17 protein-coding genes and 1 pseudogene are annotated in these 18,809 nt (G+C 59.4%); 9 read left to right on the top strand and 9 right to left on the bottom strand.

The window, feature by feature from the left end; translation table 11 throughout:
- Nucleotides 1–71 precede the first annotated feature (71 nt).
- Nucleotides 72–1,151, top strand: a complete 1,080-nt coding sequence (hppD, locus tag KGD89_RS15990) for a 4-hydroxyphenylpyruvate dioxygenase (protein WP_025260775.1) — start codon at nucleotides 72–74, stop codon at nucleotides 1,149–1,151.
- 135 nt (nucleotides 1,152–1,286) lie between these two features.
- On the opposite strand, the gene KGD89_RS15985 is transcribed toward hppD, so the two are convergent.
- Nucleotides 1,287–2,063, bottom strand: coding sequence for an IclR family transcriptional regulator (locus KGD89_RS15985; RefSeq protein ID WP_038399924.1), 777 nt, complete (start codon nucleotides 2,061–2,063; stop codon nucleotides 1,287–1,289).
- Nucleotides 2,064–2,192: 129 nt separating this feature from the next.
- On the opposite strand from KGD89_RS15985, the gene hmgA reads away from it, so the two are divergent.
- Together hmgA and fahA are read left to right on the top strand one after the other, a co-directional pair.
- Nucleotides 2,193–3,497 carry a homogentisate 1,2-dioxygenase gene (hmgA, locus tag KGD89_RS15980; RefSeq protein ID WP_025260774.1) on the top strand — a complete coding sequence of 435 codons (1,305 nt, stop codon included), beginning with the start codon at nucleotides 2,193–2,195 and terminating at the stop codon, nucleotides 3,495–3,497.
- The gene (gene fahA / locus KGD89_RS15975) at nucleotides 3,497–4,789 is read left to right on the top strand and encodes a fumarylacetoacetase (RefSeq protein WP_025260773.1); all 1,293 of its coding nucleotides are present in this window, start codon (nucleotides 3,497–3,499) and stop codon (nucleotides 4,787–4,789) included. Before hmgA ends, fahA begins: the two co-directional genes overlap by 1 nt.
- On the opposite strand, the gene KGD89_RS15970 is transcribed toward fahA, so the two are convergent.
- The gene (locus KGD89_RS15970) at nucleotides 4,729–5,772 is read right to left on the bottom strand and encodes a GlxA family transcriptional regulator (protein ID WP_025260772.1); all 1,044 of its coding nucleotides are present in this window, start codon (nucleotides 5,770–5,772) and stop codon (nucleotides 4,729–4,731) included. The genes fahA and KGD89_RS15970 overlap by 61 nt on opposite strands.
- A 115-nt stretch (nucleotides 5,773–5,887) precedes the next feature.
- Between KGD89_RS15970 and KGD89_RS15965 the strand changes: the two genes are divergently transcribed.
- Complete coding sequence (locus tag KGD89_RS15965) at nucleotides 5,888–6,565, top strand: DJ-1/PfpI family protein (RefSeq protein ID WP_025260771.1); 678 nt, start codon at nucleotides 5,888–5,890, stop codon at nucleotides 6,563–6,565.
- On the opposite strand, the gene KGD89_RS15960 is transcribed toward KGD89_RS15965, so the two are convergent.
- Nucleotides 6,549–7,169, bottom strand: coding sequence for a TetR/AcrR family transcriptional regulator (locus KGD89_RS15960; protein WP_025260770.1), 621 nt, complete (start codon nucleotides 7,167–7,169; stop codon nucleotides 6,549–6,551). The two genes, KGD89_RS15965 and KGD89_RS15960, sit on opposite strands and share 17 nt — an antisense overlap.
- A 194-nt stretch (nucleotides 7,170–7,363) precedes the next feature.
- Between KGD89_RS15960 and KGD89_RS15955 the strand changes: the two genes are divergently transcribed.
- From KGD89_RS15955 to KGD89_RS26450, 4 genes and pseudogenes are all read left to right on the top strand, one after another.
- Nucleotides 7,364–8,473: an MBL fold metallo-hydrolase gene (locus KGD89_RS15955; RefSeq protein WP_025260769.1), complete on the top strand. Its 1,110-nt coding sequence runs from the start codon at nucleotides 7,364–7,366 to the stop codon at nucleotides 8,471–8,473.
- A 141-nt stretch (nucleotides 8,474–8,614) separates the two neighbouring features.
- Nucleotides 8,615–9,550, top strand: a complete 936-nt coding sequence (locus KGD89_RS15950; RefSeq protein ID WP_025260768.1) for a LysR family transcriptional regulator — start codon at nucleotides 8,615–8,617, stop codon at nucleotides 9,548–9,550.
- Between the two features lie 173 nt (nucleotides 9,551–9,723).
- A pseudogene (locus tag KGD89_RS26455) lies at nucleotides 9,724–10,458 on the top strand (MCP four helix bundle domain-containing protein); the annotation flags it as partial.
- A gap of 42 nt (nucleotides 10,459–10,500) precedes the next feature.
- Nucleotides 10,501–11,364 (top strand): methyl-accepting chemotaxis protein, encoded by an 864-nt coding sequence (locus KGD89_RS26450; RefSeq protein WP_404940694.1) that lies wholly within the window; start codon nucleotides 10,501–10,503, stop codon nucleotides 11,362–11,364.
- Between the two features lie 69 nt (nucleotides 11,365–11,433).
- On the opposite strand, the gene KGD89_RS15940 is transcribed toward KGD89_RS26450, so the two are convergent.
- Nucleotides 11,434–12,060 (bottom strand): TetR/AcrR family transcriptional regulator, encoded by a 627-nt coding sequence (locus KGD89_RS15940; RefSeq protein ID WP_025260766.1) that lies wholly within the window; start codon nucleotides 12,058–12,060, stop codon nucleotides 11,434–11,436.
- Between the two features lie 88 nt (nucleotides 12,061–12,148).
- Between KGD89_RS15940 and KGD89_RS15935 the strand changes: the two genes are divergently transcribed.
- On the top strand, nucleotides 12,149–12,781 hold the full coding sequence (locus KGD89_RS15935; protein ID WP_025260765.1) for an NAD(P)H-dependent oxidoreductase: 633 nt from the start codon (nucleotides 12,149–12,151) through the stop codon (nucleotides 12,779–12,781).
- A gap of 60 nt (nucleotides 12,782–12,841) precedes the next feature.
- Here KGD89_RS15935 and KGD89_RS15930 read toward each other — a convergent pair whose 3' ends face one another.
- The 5 genes from KGD89_RS15930 to KGD89_RS15910 are packed head-to-tail and all read right to left on the bottom strand — an operon-like array spanning nucleotide 12,842 to nucleotide 18,809.
- Nucleotides 12,842–14,257 (bottom strand): lipid II flippase MurJ, encoded by a 1,416-nt coding sequence (locus KGD89_RS15930; protein ID WP_025260764.1) that lies wholly within the window; start codon nucleotides 14,255–14,257, stop codon nucleotides 12,842–12,844.
- Nucleotides 14,258–14,268: 11 nt separating this feature from the next.
- Nucleotides 14,269–15,090 (bottom strand): acyltransferase, encoded by an 822-nt coding sequence (locus KGD89_RS15925; protein ID WP_025260763.1) that lies wholly within the window; start codon nucleotides 15,088–15,090, stop codon nucleotides 14,269–14,271.
- On the bottom strand, nucleotides 15,087–16,502 hold the full coding sequence (locus KGD89_RS15920; protein WP_025260762.1) for an O-antigen ligase family protein: 1,416 nt from the start codon (nucleotides 16,500–16,502) through the stop codon (nucleotides 15,087–15,089). The genes KGD89_RS15925 and KGD89_RS15920 overlap by 4 nt, the downstream gene beginning before the upstream one ends.
- On the bottom strand, nucleotides 16,502–17,602 hold the full coding sequence (locus KGD89_RS15915; protein WP_025260761.1) for a glycosyltransferase family 4 protein: 1,101 nt from the start codon (nucleotides 17,600–17,602) through the stop codon (nucleotides 16,502–16,504). The genes KGD89_RS15920 and KGD89_RS15915 overlap by 1 nt, the downstream gene beginning before the upstream one ends.
- Nucleotides 17,586–18,809, bottom strand: coding sequence for a glycosyltransferase family 4 protein (locus KGD89_RS15910; RefSeq protein WP_025260760.1), 1,224 nt, complete (start codon nucleotides 18,807–18,809; stop codon nucleotides 17,586–17,588). The genes KGD89_RS15915 and KGD89_RS15910 overlap by 17 nt, the downstream gene beginning before the upstream one ends.

Below are 18,809 nucleotides of genomic sequence, written 5' to 3'. Positions count from 1 at the left end.
CCTGCGCGCCGCCCGCAGAAAAGTGATTTGGGCTGTCCCGCGTTCTCACTTTTCCTGCAAGGAGCCAGACCATGGCTGATCTATACGAAAACCCGATGGGCCTGATGGGCTTTGAATTTATCGAATTCGCCTCGCCGACCCCCAATGTCCTTGAACCTGTCTTCGAGATGATGGGCTTTACCAAGGTTGCGACCCATCGCTCCAAGGATGTGGTGCTGTATCGCCAGGGCGCGATCAACCTGGTTCTCAATAACGAACCCCATAGCCTGGCCTCCTATTTCGCGGCCGAACACGGGCCGTCGGTGTGTGGCATGGCGTTTCGGGTCAAGGATGCACAAAAGGCCTATAGCCGCGCCCTTGAGTTGGGTGCCCAACCTGTCGAAATCGCCACCGGGCCGATGGAGTTGCGCTTGCCGGCGATCAAGGGCATCGGCGGCGCGCCGCTGTACCTGATCGACCGTTTTGGTGAAGGCACCTCGATCTATGACATCGACTTCAACTTCATCGAAGGCGTGGACCGGCATCCAGAGGGCGCAGGCCTGAAGTTCATCGATCACCTGACCCACAACGTCTATCGCGGACGCATGGCTTACTGGGCGAATTTCTATGAAAAGCTGTTCAACTTCCGTGAGATTCGCTACTTCGATATCAAGGGTGAATACACCGGCCTGACGTCAAAGGCCATGACCGCACCCGATGGCATGATCCGTATTCCCCTGAACGAAGAGTCCTCCAAAGGCGCAGGCCAGATCGAAGAGTTCCTGATGCAGTTCAATGGCGAAGGCATCCAGCATGTGGCGTTCTTCACCGATGACCTGATCAAGACCTGGGATGCCTTGAAGGCTACCGGCATGCGCTTCATGACCGCGCCGCCGGAGACCTACTACGAAATGCTTGAAGGCCGCCTGCCTGACCATGGTGAGCCGGAAGCCGAATTGAAGTCCCGCGGCATCCTGCTCGATGGCTCCTCCGAGGGTGGCCAGCGCCGCCTGCTGTTGCAGATATTTTCCGAAACCCTGCTGGGGCCGGTGTTCTTCGAGTTCATCCAGCGCAAGGGAGACGATGGATTCGGCGAGGGCAATTTCAAGGCGCTGTTCGAGTCGATCGAACGCGATCAGATTCGGCGTGGAGTGTTGATGGCGGAGGAGTAGGAGGGGGGAGGGCTGTAAGCTGCAAGCTACAAGCTACAAGCTACAAGCTACAAGCTGCAAGAAAGAGCAGATGGGCTTCTAATCTTGCAGCTTGCAGCTTGCAGCTTATGGCTTGCAACTTATGACTTTCAGCTTTCAGCCGCCCATCCGCCCACTGATCGCCTGTGCCGTTGCAAGTAATTGTCTGGCCGCAAGGTCCTGTGCCTTGCCGGTCAGGAGCGCGCCGGATCCCACCACTGTCACCACGCCCGCCAGTTTGTTGCCCATGGCAAAAACCGGAGAAGATACCGCGTTGACGCCGGGCATCAGCAACCCTTGAATCTGATGCACGCCGTTGGCGCGAATCTGTTGGACATGCTGCTCGACGTCTTTTAGCTGCGCTGCGTTCAGGTGAGGGATTTCCTGTTCCCTTAGGGCGGCTGTTTCCCTGTCCGCCAGAAAGCTGGCGAATACCAGGCCGGTAGAAGAACTCAGCAGTGGCAATACCGAACCGATCTGCGTCACCAGCGTGACTGCGCCTGTGGATTGCTCGACATAGACCACAGTCGGCCCTTTGTTGCCCCAGACTGCCAGGAAGCAGGTTTGATTCAGTTCGTCGCGCAAGGTCGCCAGATGAGGTGCGGCGACTTTTAGCACATCCAGCTTGCCCAGCGAGGCCAGGCCGACGTGTAGCGCTTCGCGGCCCAGCCCGTAGTGGTTGGTGGCCCCGTCCTGTTCGGCAAAACCACTGGCAATAAGCGCCTGTAGGTATCGATGGACCTTGCTGGCCGGCATGCCCAGATGCTCGGCCAGTTTCGACAGCGAAGTCGAAGGCGTCAGTTCGGCCAGAGCCTTGAGCACTCCCAGGCCGACTTCGGCCGCCTGAACCTTTTGCTGGCGTCCGTTTGCAGGGCTTTCGATTTCGTCGGTCATGAGGGTGTGCCAGTCTGGAAAGGCAGCTTTTATAGCTTGACCACACCTCAAACTCAAATTACGTTATTCGTAATCGGTTTACGATTTTTGATTCGCCGCTATGCGACCCAATAAAAACAAGAGGTCCAGATGCCTGTTCATCCCGATCACGAACCACTGGTGTATCAATCCGGTTTTGGCAATCACTTCAGCAGTGAAGCGTTGCCCGGTGCGTTGCCGGTCGGTCAGAACTCTCCGCAAAAACACACATTGGGGCTTTATGCCGAATTGTTGTCCGGCACGGCTTTCACGGTCCCGCGCGCCGAGGCCCGGCGTACCTGGCTATACCGAATCAAACCCTCGGCTGCCCATCCTCGATATGAGCGCCTGTCCCGGCAGATCACGGGCCTTGAACAAGGCCCGATCACGCCCAATCGCCTGCGCTGGAATGCTTTCGATATTCCGGCTGAGCCCATGGATTTCATCGACGGCCTGATAGCGCTGGCCAGCACCAGCGCGGCCGATCAGGCAGAGGGTGTGAGCATTTACGTGTACCGTGCCAATGCCTCAATGCAGCGAGCGTTCTTCAATGCCGATGGCGAGTGGCTGGTTGTGCCGCAGTTGGGGCGGTTGCGCATCGTCACCGAACTGGGGCTGCTGGATATCGCGCCGCAGGAAATCGCAGTGCTGCCTCGTGGCATGAAATTCACCGTGCAACTGCTGGATGCCACTGCCCGTGGCTATATCTGCGAGAACCACGGCAGTGCGTTGCGCCTGCCGGACCTGGGGCCCATCGGCAGCAACGGGCTGGCCAACCCGCGAGATTTTCTGGCGCCCACTGCCCGGTTCGAGAACAGCGACGCACCGGTTGAGCTGGTGCAGAAGTTTCTCGGCGAGCTGTGGTCCACGCAACTGGATCATTCCCCCTTCGACGTGGTGGGCTGGCATGGCAACAACGTGCCGTACACATATGACTTACGTCGTTTCAATACCATCGGCACGGTCAGTTTCGATCATCCAGACCCTTCGATCTTCACGGTGCTCACGGCTCCGGGCGCGGTTCACGGGCAGGCCAATATCGACTTCGTGATCTTCCCGCCGCGCTGGATGGTGGCGGAAAACACGTTCCGGCCTCCGTGGTTCCACCGCAACCTGATGAACGAATTCATGGGCCTGATCGAGGGTGTCTACGATGCCAAGGCCGAAGGTTTCATGCCGGGCGGGGCATCGCTGCACAACTGCATGAGCGCCCACGGCCCTGACAATGCCACCGCAGAAAAAGCCATTGCCGCCGAACTCAAACCCCACAAGATCGATAACACCCTGGCCTTCATGTTCGAGACTGGCAAGGTCCTGCGCCCAAGCCGTCATGCGTTGGACTGTGAGCAACTGCAACGCGATTACGACGCTTGCTGGAGTGACATGGCCAGGATTTTCAATAAGGAATTGCCTTGATGAATGTTTCTTCAACCCGCCGCAGCTGGATTGCCTCGGCCAATGGTCATCCCGATTTTCCCTTGCAAAACCTGCCGTTGGGCGTGTTCAGCAATGGCGATACAGGCCCGCGTGGCGGTGTGGCCATCGGCGATCTGGTGTTCGATCTGCAAGCGGCAGTGCAGGCCGGTTTTTTCGAGGGAGAAGCGCAAAAGGTTGCAGACGTCGCCAGCCGCGATCAGTTGAATGATTTCTTCGCATTGGGTGCTCCGGCGCGACGCACCTTGCGCGCTGCCTTGCTGCAACTGTTCGCAGAGGACAGCCCGCAACGCGCCAGCCTGCAGGCCGCCAATCTGCTGCATCCCATCGCTGAATGCCGCCTGCATGTGCCTGCGCGGATAGGGGATTACACCGACTTTTACGTGGGCATTCATCACGCGATGAACGTCGGCAAGTTGTTCCGCCCGGACAACCCCTTGCTGCCCAACTATAAGTACGTGCCCATCGCCTATCACGGTCGGGCGTCAACGCTGTGCATCTCCGGGACACCGGTCAAACGCCCCAATGGCCAGACATTGGCGCCGGGTCAGGAAGTACCGGTATTCGGCCCCTGCAAACGGCTGGATTACGAGCTGGAAATGGGCGTGTGGATTGGGCCGGGCAATGAGCAGGGCACGCCGATTGCGATTGATCGGGCGAGCGAGCATATCGCCGGTTTCTGCCTGCTCAACGACTGGTCGGCGCGGGATATCCAGGCCTGGGAATATCAGCCGCTGGGCCCGTTCCTGTCCAAGAGCTTTGCCACGACGATTTCTGCCTGGGTAGTGACCGCTGAAGCCCTGGCTCCGTTTCGCAGCGCCCAACCGTCGCGTCCCGAAGGCGACCCGCAGCCGTTGCCGTACCTGCTCGATCCTGCTGATCAGGAAAACGGTGCGCTGGATATCGAACTGGAGGTCTTGTTGCTGACCGAACAGATGAAGGCTCAATGCATGGAGCCCTATCGTCTGGCCCTGAGCAACAGCCTGAACATGTACTGGACCGTGGCGCAGATGGTCACGCACCACAGCGTCAACGGCTGCAAGCTGCAACCAGGGGATCTGTTCGGTACAGGAACGCTTTCCGGTCCGCAGGCCGGGCAGTTTGGCAGCCTGCTGGAGATGACCGAAGGCGGCAAGCAGGTTGTCAAACTGCCCAATGGCGAAGAGCGGCGCTTTCTGGAGCCGGGCGATGAAGTGATCCTGCGCGCCCGCTGTCATCGCGAAGGGCTGGTGTCTATCGGGTTCGGGGAGTGTCGGGGTGTGGTGCTGGGCTGAGCCTGGTGCCTGAAGCGTTCCCGATACGCCTGGGGCGTGACCGACATTGCCCTCAGGAAACTGCGGCGCAGTGTTTCTTCACTGCCAAAGCCGCATTGTGAGGCAATGCGTTTGATCGCCAGGGTGCTTTCACTCAACAGCCGCCGCGCAGCTTCCACGCGAAGCTGCTCCACAGCCTTGGCCGGTGTGGTGCCGGTCTGGGCGCTGTAGTGGCGCACGAAACTGCGCTCGCTCATTCCGGTGCGGGCGGCGAGGCTGGCGACCGACAAGTCTGCATCCAGATTCTCCATCAGCCAGCCATGCAACTCGGCGAAGCGGTTCTCCGTGGGATGGCTGGCTTGCTGCATCGACAGTGCATTGCTGAACTGCGCCTGTCCACCGGGACGCTTGAGGAAAACCACCAGATCACGGGCCACCGCCAACGCCATGGCGTGTCCGAGGTCCTGTTCGATCAGAGCCAGTGCCAGATCTATGCCCGCCGTGACCCCCGCCGAAGTCCAGAAGCGCCCGTCATTGACGAAGATCGGATCGGGATCGACCCGTAAACTCGGGAAGCGCTTGGCCAGTCTGTCGCAGCTATCCCAGTGGGTCACCACGCGGCGATTGTCCAGAAGCCCGGTCTGGGCCAGAAGAAATGCACCAGAGCAGACGGATGTCACCCGTCGGGCCGTCGCGGCCTGCTGCTGTATCCAGTTCACCAGTTCTGCATTTTCCATGGCTGCGCCAATGCCTCGACCACCGGCGACGATCAAGGTGTCGCAAGGTTCGGCGGCAGGCAGTGGCCATGTCTGCAAGCCCAGCCCTGCTGACGACATGACACTGCCCGGTTCTGCCGCCACGACCTTCATGGCGTAAGGCAGCGGTGTGCCCAGCCCTTCCAGGCGTCGATTGGCCGAGGCGAACACCTGCAAAGGGCCGCAGACATCCAGGACCTGAACATCGGCGAAGGCAACGATATGGACGATTTTCGGGCTGTCAGCCATGCAGAAACCTTCATTTGATGTGAATGGCGTAATTAGTGGGTTTTGTGGCATGTCTGCCAAAGGCTATCCAGATACAGTTCATGCGTCCACCCACTTTCTGCATGGAGTTACCGAGATGACGTTGCATATAGGCCTGTTGGTGTTTCCCGATGTTCAGCAACTGGACCTGACCGGGCCTTACGAAGTCTTTGCTTCTTTGTCCGGGGTCAAGGTGCATCTGGTCTGGAAGAGCCGGGCGCCACTCACCTCCAGTACCGGGCTGGCACTGGTGCCGACGGTGGATTTCAATGACTGCCCACCGCTGGACGTCATTTGCATTCCCGGCGGGCTTGGTATCAATGCCTTGCTGGAGGACGAACAGACTCTGGCATTTATCCGGCACCAGGCTCGCACGGCACGTTATGTCACCTCCGTCTGTACTGGCGCACTGGTGTTGGGGGCCGCAGGGCTTTTACAAGGACGACGCGCAACCACTCATTGGGCCTCGCATCCTTTGTTGGCGGCCTTTGGGGCCATTGCCACTCAGGGACGTGTGGTGCGCGATGGCAATCTGGTGACCGGTGGCGGGGTGACGGCCGGGATCGATTTCGCCCTGACGCTGGTGGCTGAACTCTTTGAGGGAGAGCGGGCCCAGGCGATTCAACTGCAACTGGAATACGCTCCGGCACCGCCTTTCAATGCGGGTAATCCAACGACTGCGCCCGCCAGGATTCTGGCCATGACCCATCAGCGTCTGGCCGCATCCCTTGAGCAGCGGCACGAGATCGTCAGGCGCATCACTGACCGGGCTTGATCTCGTACCAGCCCAGAAACAGGTCCAGTGCCGATTCGATCACTTCGTCTTGTTTCTCGGGGGTGAGAATGTCGGCATTGAGGGTCAATTGCGGCCAGAAGGCGAAGGACTTGAGCAGGGCATGCATCTGGGAGGCGGCGAAGCCCGGGTCGGTGGGTTTGAGGCGTCCATCATTCTGGGCGGCGCGAATCCATGTGGTGAACGTCTCTTCACGTTCGTTGATGCGGGTCATCCACGTTTGAGCACGATCGGGAGAGTGAATGGTGGCGCCGATGACCACCCGTGCCAGGTCCAGGAAGTTGCTGTCCGTCAGGGAGTCCATCTTGTGTCGCAACAAGTCGCGCAACTGTTCGCGCAGGCTGGTATCGCGTCGATAAGGCGCGTCGGGCGATGGGGCCGCGCACGTCCACAGGCGCTGGATGATTTCCGCAAAAAGCTCTTCTTTGCTGGGGAAGTGGTTGTAGACCGTACGTTTTGAGACTTCGGCCCGCGCAGCGATGCGATCCATGCTGGTGACTTCAAAACCACGATCACGAAATTCGGCAATGGCTGCCATGACAATGGATTCGCGTTTCTGGTCGGTAAGTCGCATGGGGGCTTTCATAAGTTCGCTTCAAACGTGCGTTTAGAGAAAAGTACACTCGGCAGTTTACTTGTCGTGGCGAATGATGCAAGCTTAAAACTACACCGTGTAGTGTAAAACACTGTTACACATTTTTCATGCTACGTCCCGCAAGGTGCGTATAGCTTGAAGCCGCATGTCAGGAATCTCGACCTGTTCTCAGGAGTCTGCAAATCATGGCCATGACAACCCCCAAAACCGATGCTTCTTCATTGCCTGTCTTGTCTCGTCACGAGGGGCGCTACCGTAACCACGCGCCAGTCAAGTCACTGGGGTTTGTCCGCACGCTCGGGGTGTTCTGGAATGCCATGTTCAACAAACCCAGAGACACCCGGCCCGCCGGCGAGATTCCTGTTCAACCCCTGTCGCGCCAGCAACTGCTGGCGGCACCGGACAAGACGGTGTTCCGCCTTGGGCACTCCACCGTGCTGCTCAAATTGCACAATGAGTTCTGGCTGACCGATCCGGTCTTTGCCGAGCGCGCTTCGCCGGTGCAGTGGGCTGGCCCGAAACGTTTTCATCAGCCGCCGATCAGCCTTGAAGAACTGCCGTCACTCAAGGCGGTGATTCTGTCGCATAACCACTACGATCATCTTGATCACATGGCCATCAAGACGCTGATGGACAAGACCGAGCATTTCCTGACGCCTCTGGGCGTGGGCGATACCCTGATCGAATGGGGGGTGCCTGCGCACAAGGTCCGGCAACTGGATTGGTGGCAGTCCACCGAAGTGTCGGGCATCCGTTTCGTCGCTACGCCATCGCAGCACTTTTCCGGACGGACCCTGCTAGACAGCAATAAAACCCTCTGGGCGTCCTGGGTGATCCTCACGGATGAGCAGCGGATCTTCTTCAGTGGCGACACCGGCTACTTCGATGGCTTCAAGACCATCGGCGAGCAATATGGGCCTTTCGACCTGACGCTGATGGAAACCGGTGCCTACAACGTCCAGTGGCCGGATGTGCATATGCAACCGGAGCAAACCCTGCAAGCGCATATCGACCTGGGTGGTCGCTGGCTGCTGCCGATTCACAATGGCACCTTCGATCTGGCGATGCATGCCTGGCACGAACCGTTCGACCGCATTCTGACATTGGCGTGGGAGCAGAATGTTTCCATTACCACGCCGCGGATGGGGCAGCCGTTCTACATCCAGTATCCTTGCCGTGGCGAAACCTGGTGGCTGGAAGTGGATGAAGTCGACGAGCCGGCAGAGCCCGTCAAGGCTGCCGTAACCAGGCGCGAATCTCAAGGTTGCGGCAACTGCCGCCGGCAGAATGCCTGATGTTTCGAGGCCTGTTACACCGTGTAACGAGGTTGGCTCCGAAGAGAGCGAAGCTTATGGAAGGGGAGGCGGCGTGATCGTATTTTGATGTTATCTTTCTTGCGCTGATCCGATCCGCCGTCAGTGCCATGAGATGACTCGATGCTCAACAGTAATGCTCTCAGAAAGCTCGACATGCAGGACCTGATGGTCTTCGCCTCGGTCTACGAGCTGCGCAATCTGACGCTGGTGTCGGAAGCACTGCATGTCAGCCAGTCGACGGTCAGTTACTGTTTGAAGAAGTTGCGCGCCAATTTCGAGGACGATCTGTTCATCAGCACCCGTAACGGGATGCGCCCGACACGCAAGGCCATTGCCATGCACAGCCATGTGCAACAGATCCTGCAGAAGATCAATCTGTGTCATGACGGGCTGCAACTGTTCAACCCCACCAGCCGGCAGACAACCTTCACGGTCTGTGCCCCCGAGTATTTCGAGCTGCTGGTCCTGCCGCACCTGATGCGCAGCTTTATCGCTGCCGGATTTACCGTGACCGTCAACGTTCAAAAGCTGAGCAAGGAGCTGCCTGGCCAGGCTCTGAATGAGGGCCAGTACGATCTGGCTTTGTGTTTCGGCCCAGGCTTTCATCGCATTCCCGAAGGGCTGATGAGCCAGGTTCTGCTGGAAGACGATCTGGTCTGCGTCATGGACGCACAGTTCGCGCCCCAGTGCGCCAGCATCGATCTGGAAACCTTCACTCAGCGTCATCATGTGTATCCGACACCCTGGACGTCCGACACCAATATGGTGGATGGCTGGTTACATCGTCAGGGCCGCGAACGCCACATCATCACCCGCGCCACCAGCTACCGCGCCGCCCTGCAAATGCTTGAAGGGACCGATTTCATACTGGTCCTGCCGCGCCGTATCCAGACCTTGCTGGCCACCGAGCCCTGGGTTGCTGTATTTGAACTGCCTCCTGACTTGCCGGGCTTCACCCTGGACATGGCCTGGAGCAGGGAAGTCGAGGAAGACGAAGCCAATGGCTGGTTTCGCGAGCAGGTGGTGAAGGTTTGTGCGGAGCAGGGGCTGCTTTAACACGTCGCTGCAAAGGCCAGGGCAGGCTTGAACCACCAGCCAGAAACAGAAATCGCAGAGAAAAGAAGATTCTTATAGATGTGTGGCGAATTTATGGCGGCATAATGATGTCATAGTGATGCTTCCTAAAAAATCTTTCATCTGGCCCTTCTCCTTTTCTGCGAGTCCGCAACATGAATATTCTGAGTCAGTCCAAATTCTCGACCAAGCTGCTGGCAGCCTTTATCGTTTGTGCCCTGATTACCTTGGCCGTAGGTGGCTTGGGTATGGTTGGAATCAGTAGGCTGTCCGATGCGCTGGCGTTGACCTTTTCCAACAATCTGGTCTCGGTGGGCAATACCAATGAAACCCTGACCAGCCTGACGGCCCATAACCGTGGGCTCTACAGATTGCTCGATGCCCAGGATGGCGGTGTCTCGGAGGCAGACAAGGAGCGGGTTCGCCAGGCGCTGGCGTCGGATCTGGAGCGTATGCAGAAGGTTTTTGCAACCTACCGCGCCACGCCTCTGGAAGACGATGAGCGTGCTGCCGGTGATGAGTTCGAGAAGCTTATGCCTGCTTATATCTCGGGTGCCCGGAAGGTGTCTGAACTCATGACGGCGGGTAATCTGACCGAAGCTCGCAGTCGTCTGAATACTTTGTCTGGCGAGGACTTTGTAAAAGCCCGTAGCCTGCTGCGGGTCATGATCGATTCCAATAATCGCCAGATCAAGGAAGGTGCCGTCGCCGCCGCCGAACTCAAGTCCAGCTCTACGCTGCTGCTGTTGGTGGGGATTGCGATTGCCTTTGTGGTCGCAATCCTTCTGGGCATTCTGATCACGCGCATGATCACCGGTCCGCTGGCCGTTGCGGTCGCCAGTGCCCAGCGTATTGCCAAGGGTGACCTGACTCTATCGATCGCTTCCGACCGTGGTGACGAAGCCGGGCAATTGCTCAATGCCTTGTCCGACATGCAGCGTGGTTTGAAACACACCATTCAGGAGATCGCCAGCGCGTCCGGACAACTGGCTTCAGCAGCCGAGGAGTTGAGCGCTGTCACAGACGAAAGCACTCGTGGGCTGACCCGTCAGAATGACGAGATCCAGCAGGCGGCCACTGCTGTCAACCAGATGACTGCCGCTGTCGAAGAAGTTGCCCGCAACGCCGTCTCGACGTCCGAAGCCTCGAAAACCGCTACTGAAGATGCTGTGCATGGCCGTGGCCAGGTGGATCAGACCGTCAAGGGCATCACCACCATGGTCAGCGAAATTACTCAATCGACCGAGGCGGTTGCGCAACTGGCCGGTCATGTCCGTGATATCAGCAAGGTGCTGGAAGTGATCCGCAGCATCGCTGAACAGACCAACCTGCTGGCGTTGAACGCTGCCATTGAAGCGGCCCGTGCCGGTGAGCAGGGACGCGGTTTTGCCGTGGTGGCCGATGAGGTGCGTGCTCTTGCTCATCGCACTCAGGCTTCGACCGTGGAAATCGAAGGCATGATCGGTACTGTCCAGTCGGGTGCCGACGGTGCGGTTGCGGCCATGGGCAAGAGCCTGTCGCTGGCCACCAATACTCAGGAGCTGGCAGAGCGTGCAGGTTCGGCGCTGGTCAAGATTACCGACGGTGTCGCGACCATCAACGAACGCAATCTGGTGATTGCTTCGGCTTCCGAAGAACAGGCCCAGGTGGCGCGTGAAGTGGACCGCAATCTGCTGAACATCCAGGACCTGTCGACCCAGAGCGCGGCGGGTGCCAACCAGACCAGTGCGTCGAGTCAGGAGCTTTCGCGTCTGGCCACGTCCTTCAATGTGCTGGTGGCGAAGTTCCAGCTTTAAGGCTTTGGCATTCTTTCAGGGTGAGAGGAGGGCAGGATCACTGAGGGTGAGTGATCCTGCCTTTTTCATTCAGGAAGGTTTTTTGTTCCTTTCGACCATCGCTGTGATGGTTTCCAGCAGTTCAGCCTTTGCCTGAGCTGAGGTGATCTCTGCGCTTGCAGCGGCATTGGACAAGGCTTCTGCAGCCCCCAGCATCGCTCGCAGGCCAGCCTGTGAAATGATGCCTGAGGGGGAAAACGGAGCCAGGGCATTTCGGCACTTTTCCAGAAAGATGGCCTCATACTCCCGCTTGATCTTCTCAAGCTCCGGTGAGCTGGCCAATGCGGCGACGACACCGGATATTTCGCCCCCGTGCAAAACGACGCAGTCCACATAGGACGATGCAATGATATCGGCCTTGTTGATCAGGGTCGCATCGCTTGTCTGGAAGGCCGCGTCCATCAGGGCTGTCTGGCGTTCGTCGAAATCCTTGTAGAGCGTTGCCAGTAATCCGGCACGGGTGCCGAAATGGTCATAGACCACGGGCTTGGTCACGCCTGCCTGCTCGGCGAGCCTCCCCAGCGTCAGCGCTTCAGTCCCTTCCTCGCGCACCAGTTGCCATGCCACGTCGAGCAATTGGCGGTGCCGGTCATCTCGCGATAACCGGCGGCGCGGTTGCGGGTCTGGGTTCTGTACTGACGTGTCAGTGCTTGACATGGAAACCTACCAAAAGTAACTTAATGGTGTAACTTACTAAAAGTATATAAGCGTCGTCTTTCATCTGCAATCAACAGGAGTGTTCTCTATGCATGCGCTCATCGTGGTCGCTCATCATGACCCCCAGTCACTTACCCATAGCCTTGCGGCACAGGTCGCAGAAGGGCTGATGCTTGCCGACTCCGCACATACATTTGAAATCGCGGATCTGTTTGCCGAGTCATTCGATCCGAGATTCAACATGGCCGATCACGCTGTTCATCGCGAAAAGGCTTCGCCACCTGCCGATGTGCTCGCAGAACAGGCCAGGATCGAGCGGGCGGATGCCTTGGTACTGCTTTATCCGGTCTATTGGTGGTCGATGCCGGCGATCCTCAAAGGCTGGATTGACCGGGTATTTTCCAATGGCTGGGCGTTTGACTTCAGCCCCGATGCCACGCTGGTGAAGAAGCTTGGCCACTTGAAGGTCCACCTGATAGGTGTCGCCGGTGCCGATGCGGGTACTTTCACGAAGCATGGTTATCTTAATGCGATGAAGACCCAGATCGATCACGGCATTTTCGATTACTGCGGTGCCCGTGTCGTAACGTCTGAGCTCTTGCTGGATTCCGAAACACAGGATGCGGCTGCTCACCTTGATACTGCGCGTACAGTGGGGCACCGGATTTTTGCTTCCGGAGTTGCTGGTGAGCCTCCTGCAAAAGTTACGTGGCCTGAGTAGGAGCAAATTCATTCGCGAGACGGCATTGAAGACGATGGATTTTCTCCCACAGAACATGGGTTATTCGTGAACAGGCCGCCACGGCTTCAGCCACAACGCCAGCCCGACCAGCAGCGCCGCGCCATAGGCGAAGCCGAGGGTCAGTTGCAGCCAGATGTCTTGCAAGGGATGCAGCAACAGTGCGGCCACTGACATGAACAGTGCAGCCAGCAGCCAGTGACTGCGCCATGGGACGACGGCCAGCAAGGATTGGCGACGCATCAATAGCAAACCGGTGACCAGTGCGCCGCCAAGAGCTGCGAGGGCGATGCCGGTCAGACCCAGGAAAAACGGCAGGATGCCCAGCAGTACGGCGTTGCACAGGCTGCCAATCAACTCACAGTTCAGCGGCAGACGAGTATCGCCGTCGGCATAGGCATAGCGCGCCAGCAGCGCATTCCAGGCTCCGAACATCAAGGGCACGGCAAACCAGGCCAGCAATTGTGGCAGCGGGCCGTCGTGGGTCTGGTTGGGCAGTAACAGCACTACCAGCGCACCGGCTGCACCGATCAGGCCGGTCACTGCGGGCAGGGTCAGCAAGGTGGCGCTGCCCAGGCCGCGGCGCAGCAGTGACAGGCGCTGGGTATTTTCGCTGCCGCTCATCAGGCCCAATAGCACCTGGTTCAGGCTCATCAGGGCAATCAAGGGCAGGTTGATGAGTTTGCGTGCCAGGTTGATCCAGGTCACCGCGCCTTCACCCAGCAACGAGGCGACCATCCGCTCCAGCAGCGCCAGGCCCTGGCTGGCCAGGTTGCTGCTCAACAGCGGGCCGATTCGTTGCAGCAGTTCCCGCGTCGCGCCCTGTTCGGTCTGCCAGGACCACGGGCGCCAACCCGAGCGTAACAGGGTCGGCAGCAGCACGCCCGGCATCAGCAAGCTGCCCAGCACGCAGGAAAAAGCCAGGCCCTCGGTCGTTGCCGAGTGGCTGAGCAGCGCGAGGTAAATCACGGGCGGCAGGTTGAACAGCAGCGAGCCAAGCCCGGCCAGTACAAAACGTGAACGCGCTTGCAGGGGAATACACAGCAAACCGTGCAGCAGAAAACCCGGCGCGCACCATGCCAGCCAGTGCAGGCCGCTGCCGGCCTGTGCGTAGCCTTCGCTATCGAGCCCCGGGCCGATCAGGCGAACCCATAACCCGGCACCCAGACTCAGCACCAGACTGAGCAACACCCCGAAAATCAGCAGGCGTGGTGCAAGCACCTGAAGCCAGTGCTGCTGCCGTTCGGCAGAACGCTGTTGATACAACGGCAAGGCTGCCGCACTCAGCAGGCCGGCCGCCAGGGACATGCGCAAGGCTTCGGGCAGAAACATCGAGACCAGAAACGCATCGCTCTGGCTGCCCGCCCCCCAGGCGGCCACCAGCAACCACTCGCGGGCAAAGCCGGCAGCCAGGCCGGTCAGCGTCGCGAGGGTCAGCCACAGGGTCGAGCCGAGCATGGGCTGGCGGCTTAATGGAACAAAGTGAACAGGCCTTTGCCGCCCACTTTGTACTTGAGGTTGCGGGCGCGTTCGCCTTTGATTTCCGCGTTCGGTCCGCTGACGATGGCGTAGTCCGGGATCGGCTTGGACACCACGCTGCCGCCGCCCACCACTGCACCTTCACCGATATTGGCGCCGAACGAGAGCAGGGCGCGGCTACAGATCCAGGCGTAGTCGCCAATCAATACCGGACCGCCCACCGCCCAGAATTCGGGCTCGTTGAGGTCGTGTCCGCCTGCGATGATCAGCACATGGGAGGCGATGGTCACATGATCGCCTATCACCAGACCGCCACGGGCATCCAGCTGACAGTGCCAGCCGACGGTGGAGTCGTTGCCGATGCGCAGGCTGTCCACGCCCAGCACTTCGGTATTGCGCCAGACTGTCGACCCCTTGCCGATCTTGGCACCTCCCATGCGCAGCCAGAGCAGGCGCAAGGTGTGGCTGGGAATCTTGCAGATCAGGATGTTGTAGATCTGCTCCCAGGTGCGCAGCATGCGGTCGCGTAAGGTCGGCCAATTGATGCCGTACAGGGGAATCAGCGCGCCCAGGGTTTCGCTGGCCAGCAGGCGATAGAAACGCCGGGCCAGAGGGTGTTCGATGCGCGGCTCGATATTCAGGTAGCAGATAAAGGACAGGGTCGTGTTCTTGATCCGGGTTTCAAAGCACACCTCGTTGTCCAGCATCCACTGGTAGGCGGCCTGCAGTTCCTCCAGGTCCACGCCCATCTTGCGGGCGTAGTCGGGAAGGGCCTCTCTGAGGTTATGCGAATGCATCATGCGGTGTTTCATTGCGGTGTTCCCAGGTCGGTTGAGGCGGCGGGGGATTTCAAAGGGCTAGCAGCCTTGGTGCGCAGGCGCTTGGCTTCATGCAGGCTGATGCCGACGAACAGCCAGAACAGTGCGACCAGCACGCTGGTAAAGCTGAAATAGTGATCGAACAGACCGCTGAACAGCGCAGAAAGCACGCCGACCGTGCAACCCAGGCCAATGGCGTTGTCAGGGGTGAGGGTGATCTTGCCGGGTGTCGGGCGTACTTCCTTCCACCAGCTCAGGGTGACGGCAATGAACAGCAACATGCCGGGAATGCCCATCTTGTAGATGAAGTTCAGCCACAGGTTGGAAATACCGAACTGGGTGTAGCCCGGCACGGGAGGGTCGATCTTGAAACCGATGCCGAACGGAAACAGGGCCATGGCCTGCGGGAAGTGCGTGTACTCCAGGAAGCGGATGGCGGTACTGGTGTCGTCGTTGCTGAACAGTCCCATGAGACGGTCCTGCAACGGCGGATAGAACATCAGCAACAGCACGCCCCCGATGGCGCCCCCTATCAGCAGGCGACCGAGATACGGCAGGCGGCGACGCGCCATCCACAGCATGACTGCCATCAGGCTCACCAGTGCGCCCCGTGAGCCGGTCAGCAGCAGGCCGATGGCGCCCAGTGCCGCAACGAGCAGGCCCAGGGAGCGCGGCCCGCCGCTGCGGGTGATACCGAAGCAGAATGCAATCGGCAGGATCATCGCCATGGCGCCACCGGCCACGTTGGGGTGCAGCCACGGTGAACCCATGCGACTGGACAGCGACAGCAGGCTCTCGCTCAACACGTCGAGGCCGCCGTAACCCATGATCGCCAGAATCGGCGTTATGGCCGACGCCGAACCACTGATGACATAAGTCGGAATCGACAGCACCAGCATCATCAGGGTGCCGGTGAGTATCGCGATGATCACCTGCTCCAGTGTCTTGCCATCGTGCAGAAGACGCGGCACCAGAAACAGGATTGACAGGTTGAACAGCCAGCGTACCCAGTTGATCGGGCCGTTGCCGTCGGAAACGATGGTGAGCTGGCCGATCAGGAACGGGAAAGCGCTGAACAGCATCAGCGCCAGCAACAGACGCTCGGTACGCATCATCTTCGGCACGCGGTGCTGCTCGAAGAACATGGCCTGCAACAGATAGCTGGCCCAGGTCAGCATGATCAGGGCTTCGGATACCGTGGTGCGAATACCGATCTGTACCGTGGAATAGGGAATGAAGGCACCGATCACACAGAAAAGCAGCAACCCGCGGACGGGCTGGCGGATTACGGTAATGATGGACGCTGTCCCGACCGCTATCAGCAGGACCTTGGAGGCTGGCAGCAGCCAGATCAGGACTCCGAAGACCAGGCCGAAAAACAATCCGAGTGGCATCGCTACCGGCATCAGCGCAACTCCTCGAGAGCTTCATGCAGGCGTTTGTAGAAAGCTTCGGGAGCGTAATAGGTCGCCCAGGTCCTTGAGATTTCGGGGTCCTCTTCAGGGGCCGTGGACAGTTCACCCATCAGTTGCACCAGTGCCGGGCTGTTGGTGGGCGAGAATCGCGGGCTGTCCGGTGGCGTGATTTCATCCAGAGACGAGCCGGTGGCTACCGCAACCCGCGTACCGACTTTGAGGGCCTCGATCACTGGCAGTCCGAAGCCTTCGGCATACGAGGGTTGCCAGAGGCGATCAGCGTTGCGATAGACCGCATGCAATTCGCTGTCGCTGATGCCGGTGAGCACATGCAATCCTGGCAGGCGGCGCTGGGACTCGTTCAAGGGTTCGCTACCACCGACCAGTACCAGGTCCGGCACGGTGGGGAACTGCAGGCGGGCGTTCTGCCAGGCGTCAACGAACCAGGCAATGTTCTTGCGCGGCTCCCGGGTACCGACACACAGCCAGTACCGCTCGGGCAATTGCAATGCGGCAATGTCCGCTGGCTCATCTTTGAAGCCTTCAACCAGCAGCGGCACGATGCGCAGCTTTTTCCTGGCTGAGGGGAACAGGCGGATGACTTCATTGGCAGTGAATTGCGAGGGTACCCACACCACATCGGCGACTCTCAGGGAGTAGGCAATCGAAAGGTAGTCGGTCAGGCGATAGAACGCGGCCTTGAGGCGCGAGCCATGATTGTTCTTCTGGGTGATCTGGAACAGGTCATGCAACTGCAGCACGTAGCGTACGTTGGAAGGCTTGCGCCCCAGCGGCAAACCCATGTTGATATTGGCAACGTAGATCTGGACTTCGGTGTCGCGCAAGGCCTTGGGCAGGTACAGGCCTTCAAAGCCCAGACGATCCGGCAGGCGATGCACGGAGTTGAGCGGGGTGGCCCATCGTGGCGTGTGGATCAGGCGCCGGATCGGATGATCATAAGGGGCAACCCCGAACAATTGCAGTTGCACATCGGGGTGAGCACGAAAGGCTTCTTCCAGCGCGAAGTTCTGGCGGCCGATGCCGCTGACGGGGTAACCGGCCGCAGCGCGGTAATCAAGTCCGATACGCATGTGCGAGATCCTTGCTTGGGGGCGAAATTCGGGTGTAGATGCCTTCCAGCTGGGCGGCCGAAACCGACCAGTCGTGCCGTGAGCGCACGTAGGCACGTCCGGCTTCGCCTATCTGGATGAGGCGTGCAGGGCTGTCGATGTTGTCGGCGATCAGACGCGCCAGTTGTGCTGGTTCTTCGCTGCCAAGGTAATGCTCGCCATGGGTGACGTCCAGGCCTGAAACGCCTTGCCCGGTCGTGACCACGGGCAGGCCGGCAGCCATGGACTCCAGAATCTTCAGCTTCGAGCCGCCACCCTGGCGCAGGGGCGCGAAAAACATTGAGGAACTGCTTTGCAGGGCTCGCAGGTCCGGCACGAAACCCAGCCATTCGATGCGCTGGTCGGGCCAGCGCTCGCGCCAGGACTCGGGCATGCCAAAACCGCCCACGGCAAAGCGCACGGTGGGTGACAGCTCCCAGACCAGTGGCATGATTTCGTCCAGCGCCCACTCGATGGCATCCACGTTAGGGCCGTATTCGTAGTTGCCGATGAACAGCAGGCGGCGGTTGTAGCGGTCTGCATGAACATTGGCGTAGTAGCTGCAATCCACGCTGTTGACCGCGATGGACGTGGCCCGGCCACTCAGGCGCGAAAGCACCTTGGCATCCTCTTCGGTGACTGCGACCAGCTCGCTGGTCTGGCGGAAAACCCGCAGTTCCCAGCGCCGGTAGCGCCAGCGGTCATAGACGGCAAAGAAGCTGGCCCAGCGGGGCAGACGGTCATAACTCGCCGCGCCCAGCGCCGATTCGACATTGTGCTCAGTGAGCACGAATGGTTTGCCTGAGCGCTTTAGCGGCCCTTCAAATGGTTGAAAGGCATAGGTGTGCTGGAGCTGAATGATGTCCCAGTCTTCTTCGATCAGCTTTTCAAAAGTCTGTTCCAGTTCCGGTGCATAACCGTTGACGCTGGCCAGCATCGGCGGTGGCGCGAAGGCCACGGCCAGCAGGGTGCGCAGGCTGAGCAGCGGGCGCCGGTCAATGACGATCAGGCGTTCCAGCCAGGGTTCCAGGGCGCTGCGACAGGCATCGTCCAGCGGGGTCTTGGATTGCACCAGCAGGGTGATGCGGTGCCCGCGTGCCGCCAGATTGCGCAGCAGATGGTACTCGCGGGTCTTGCCACCGCTGGTGGTGGGCCAGGGCAGGTAAGGCAGTGTCCATAGAATTCGCAT

It is taken from the genome of Pseudomonas cichorii (assembly GCF_018343775.1).
In the GTDB taxonomy this organism is placed as follows: Bacteria; Pseudomonadota; Gammaproteobacteria; order Pseudomonadales; family Pseudomonadaceae; genus Aquipseudomonas; species Aquipseudomonas cichorii.
The sequence above is the reverse complement of the archived record's forward strand: the minus strand, read 5'-3'. Positions and strand labels throughout refer to the sequence as shown.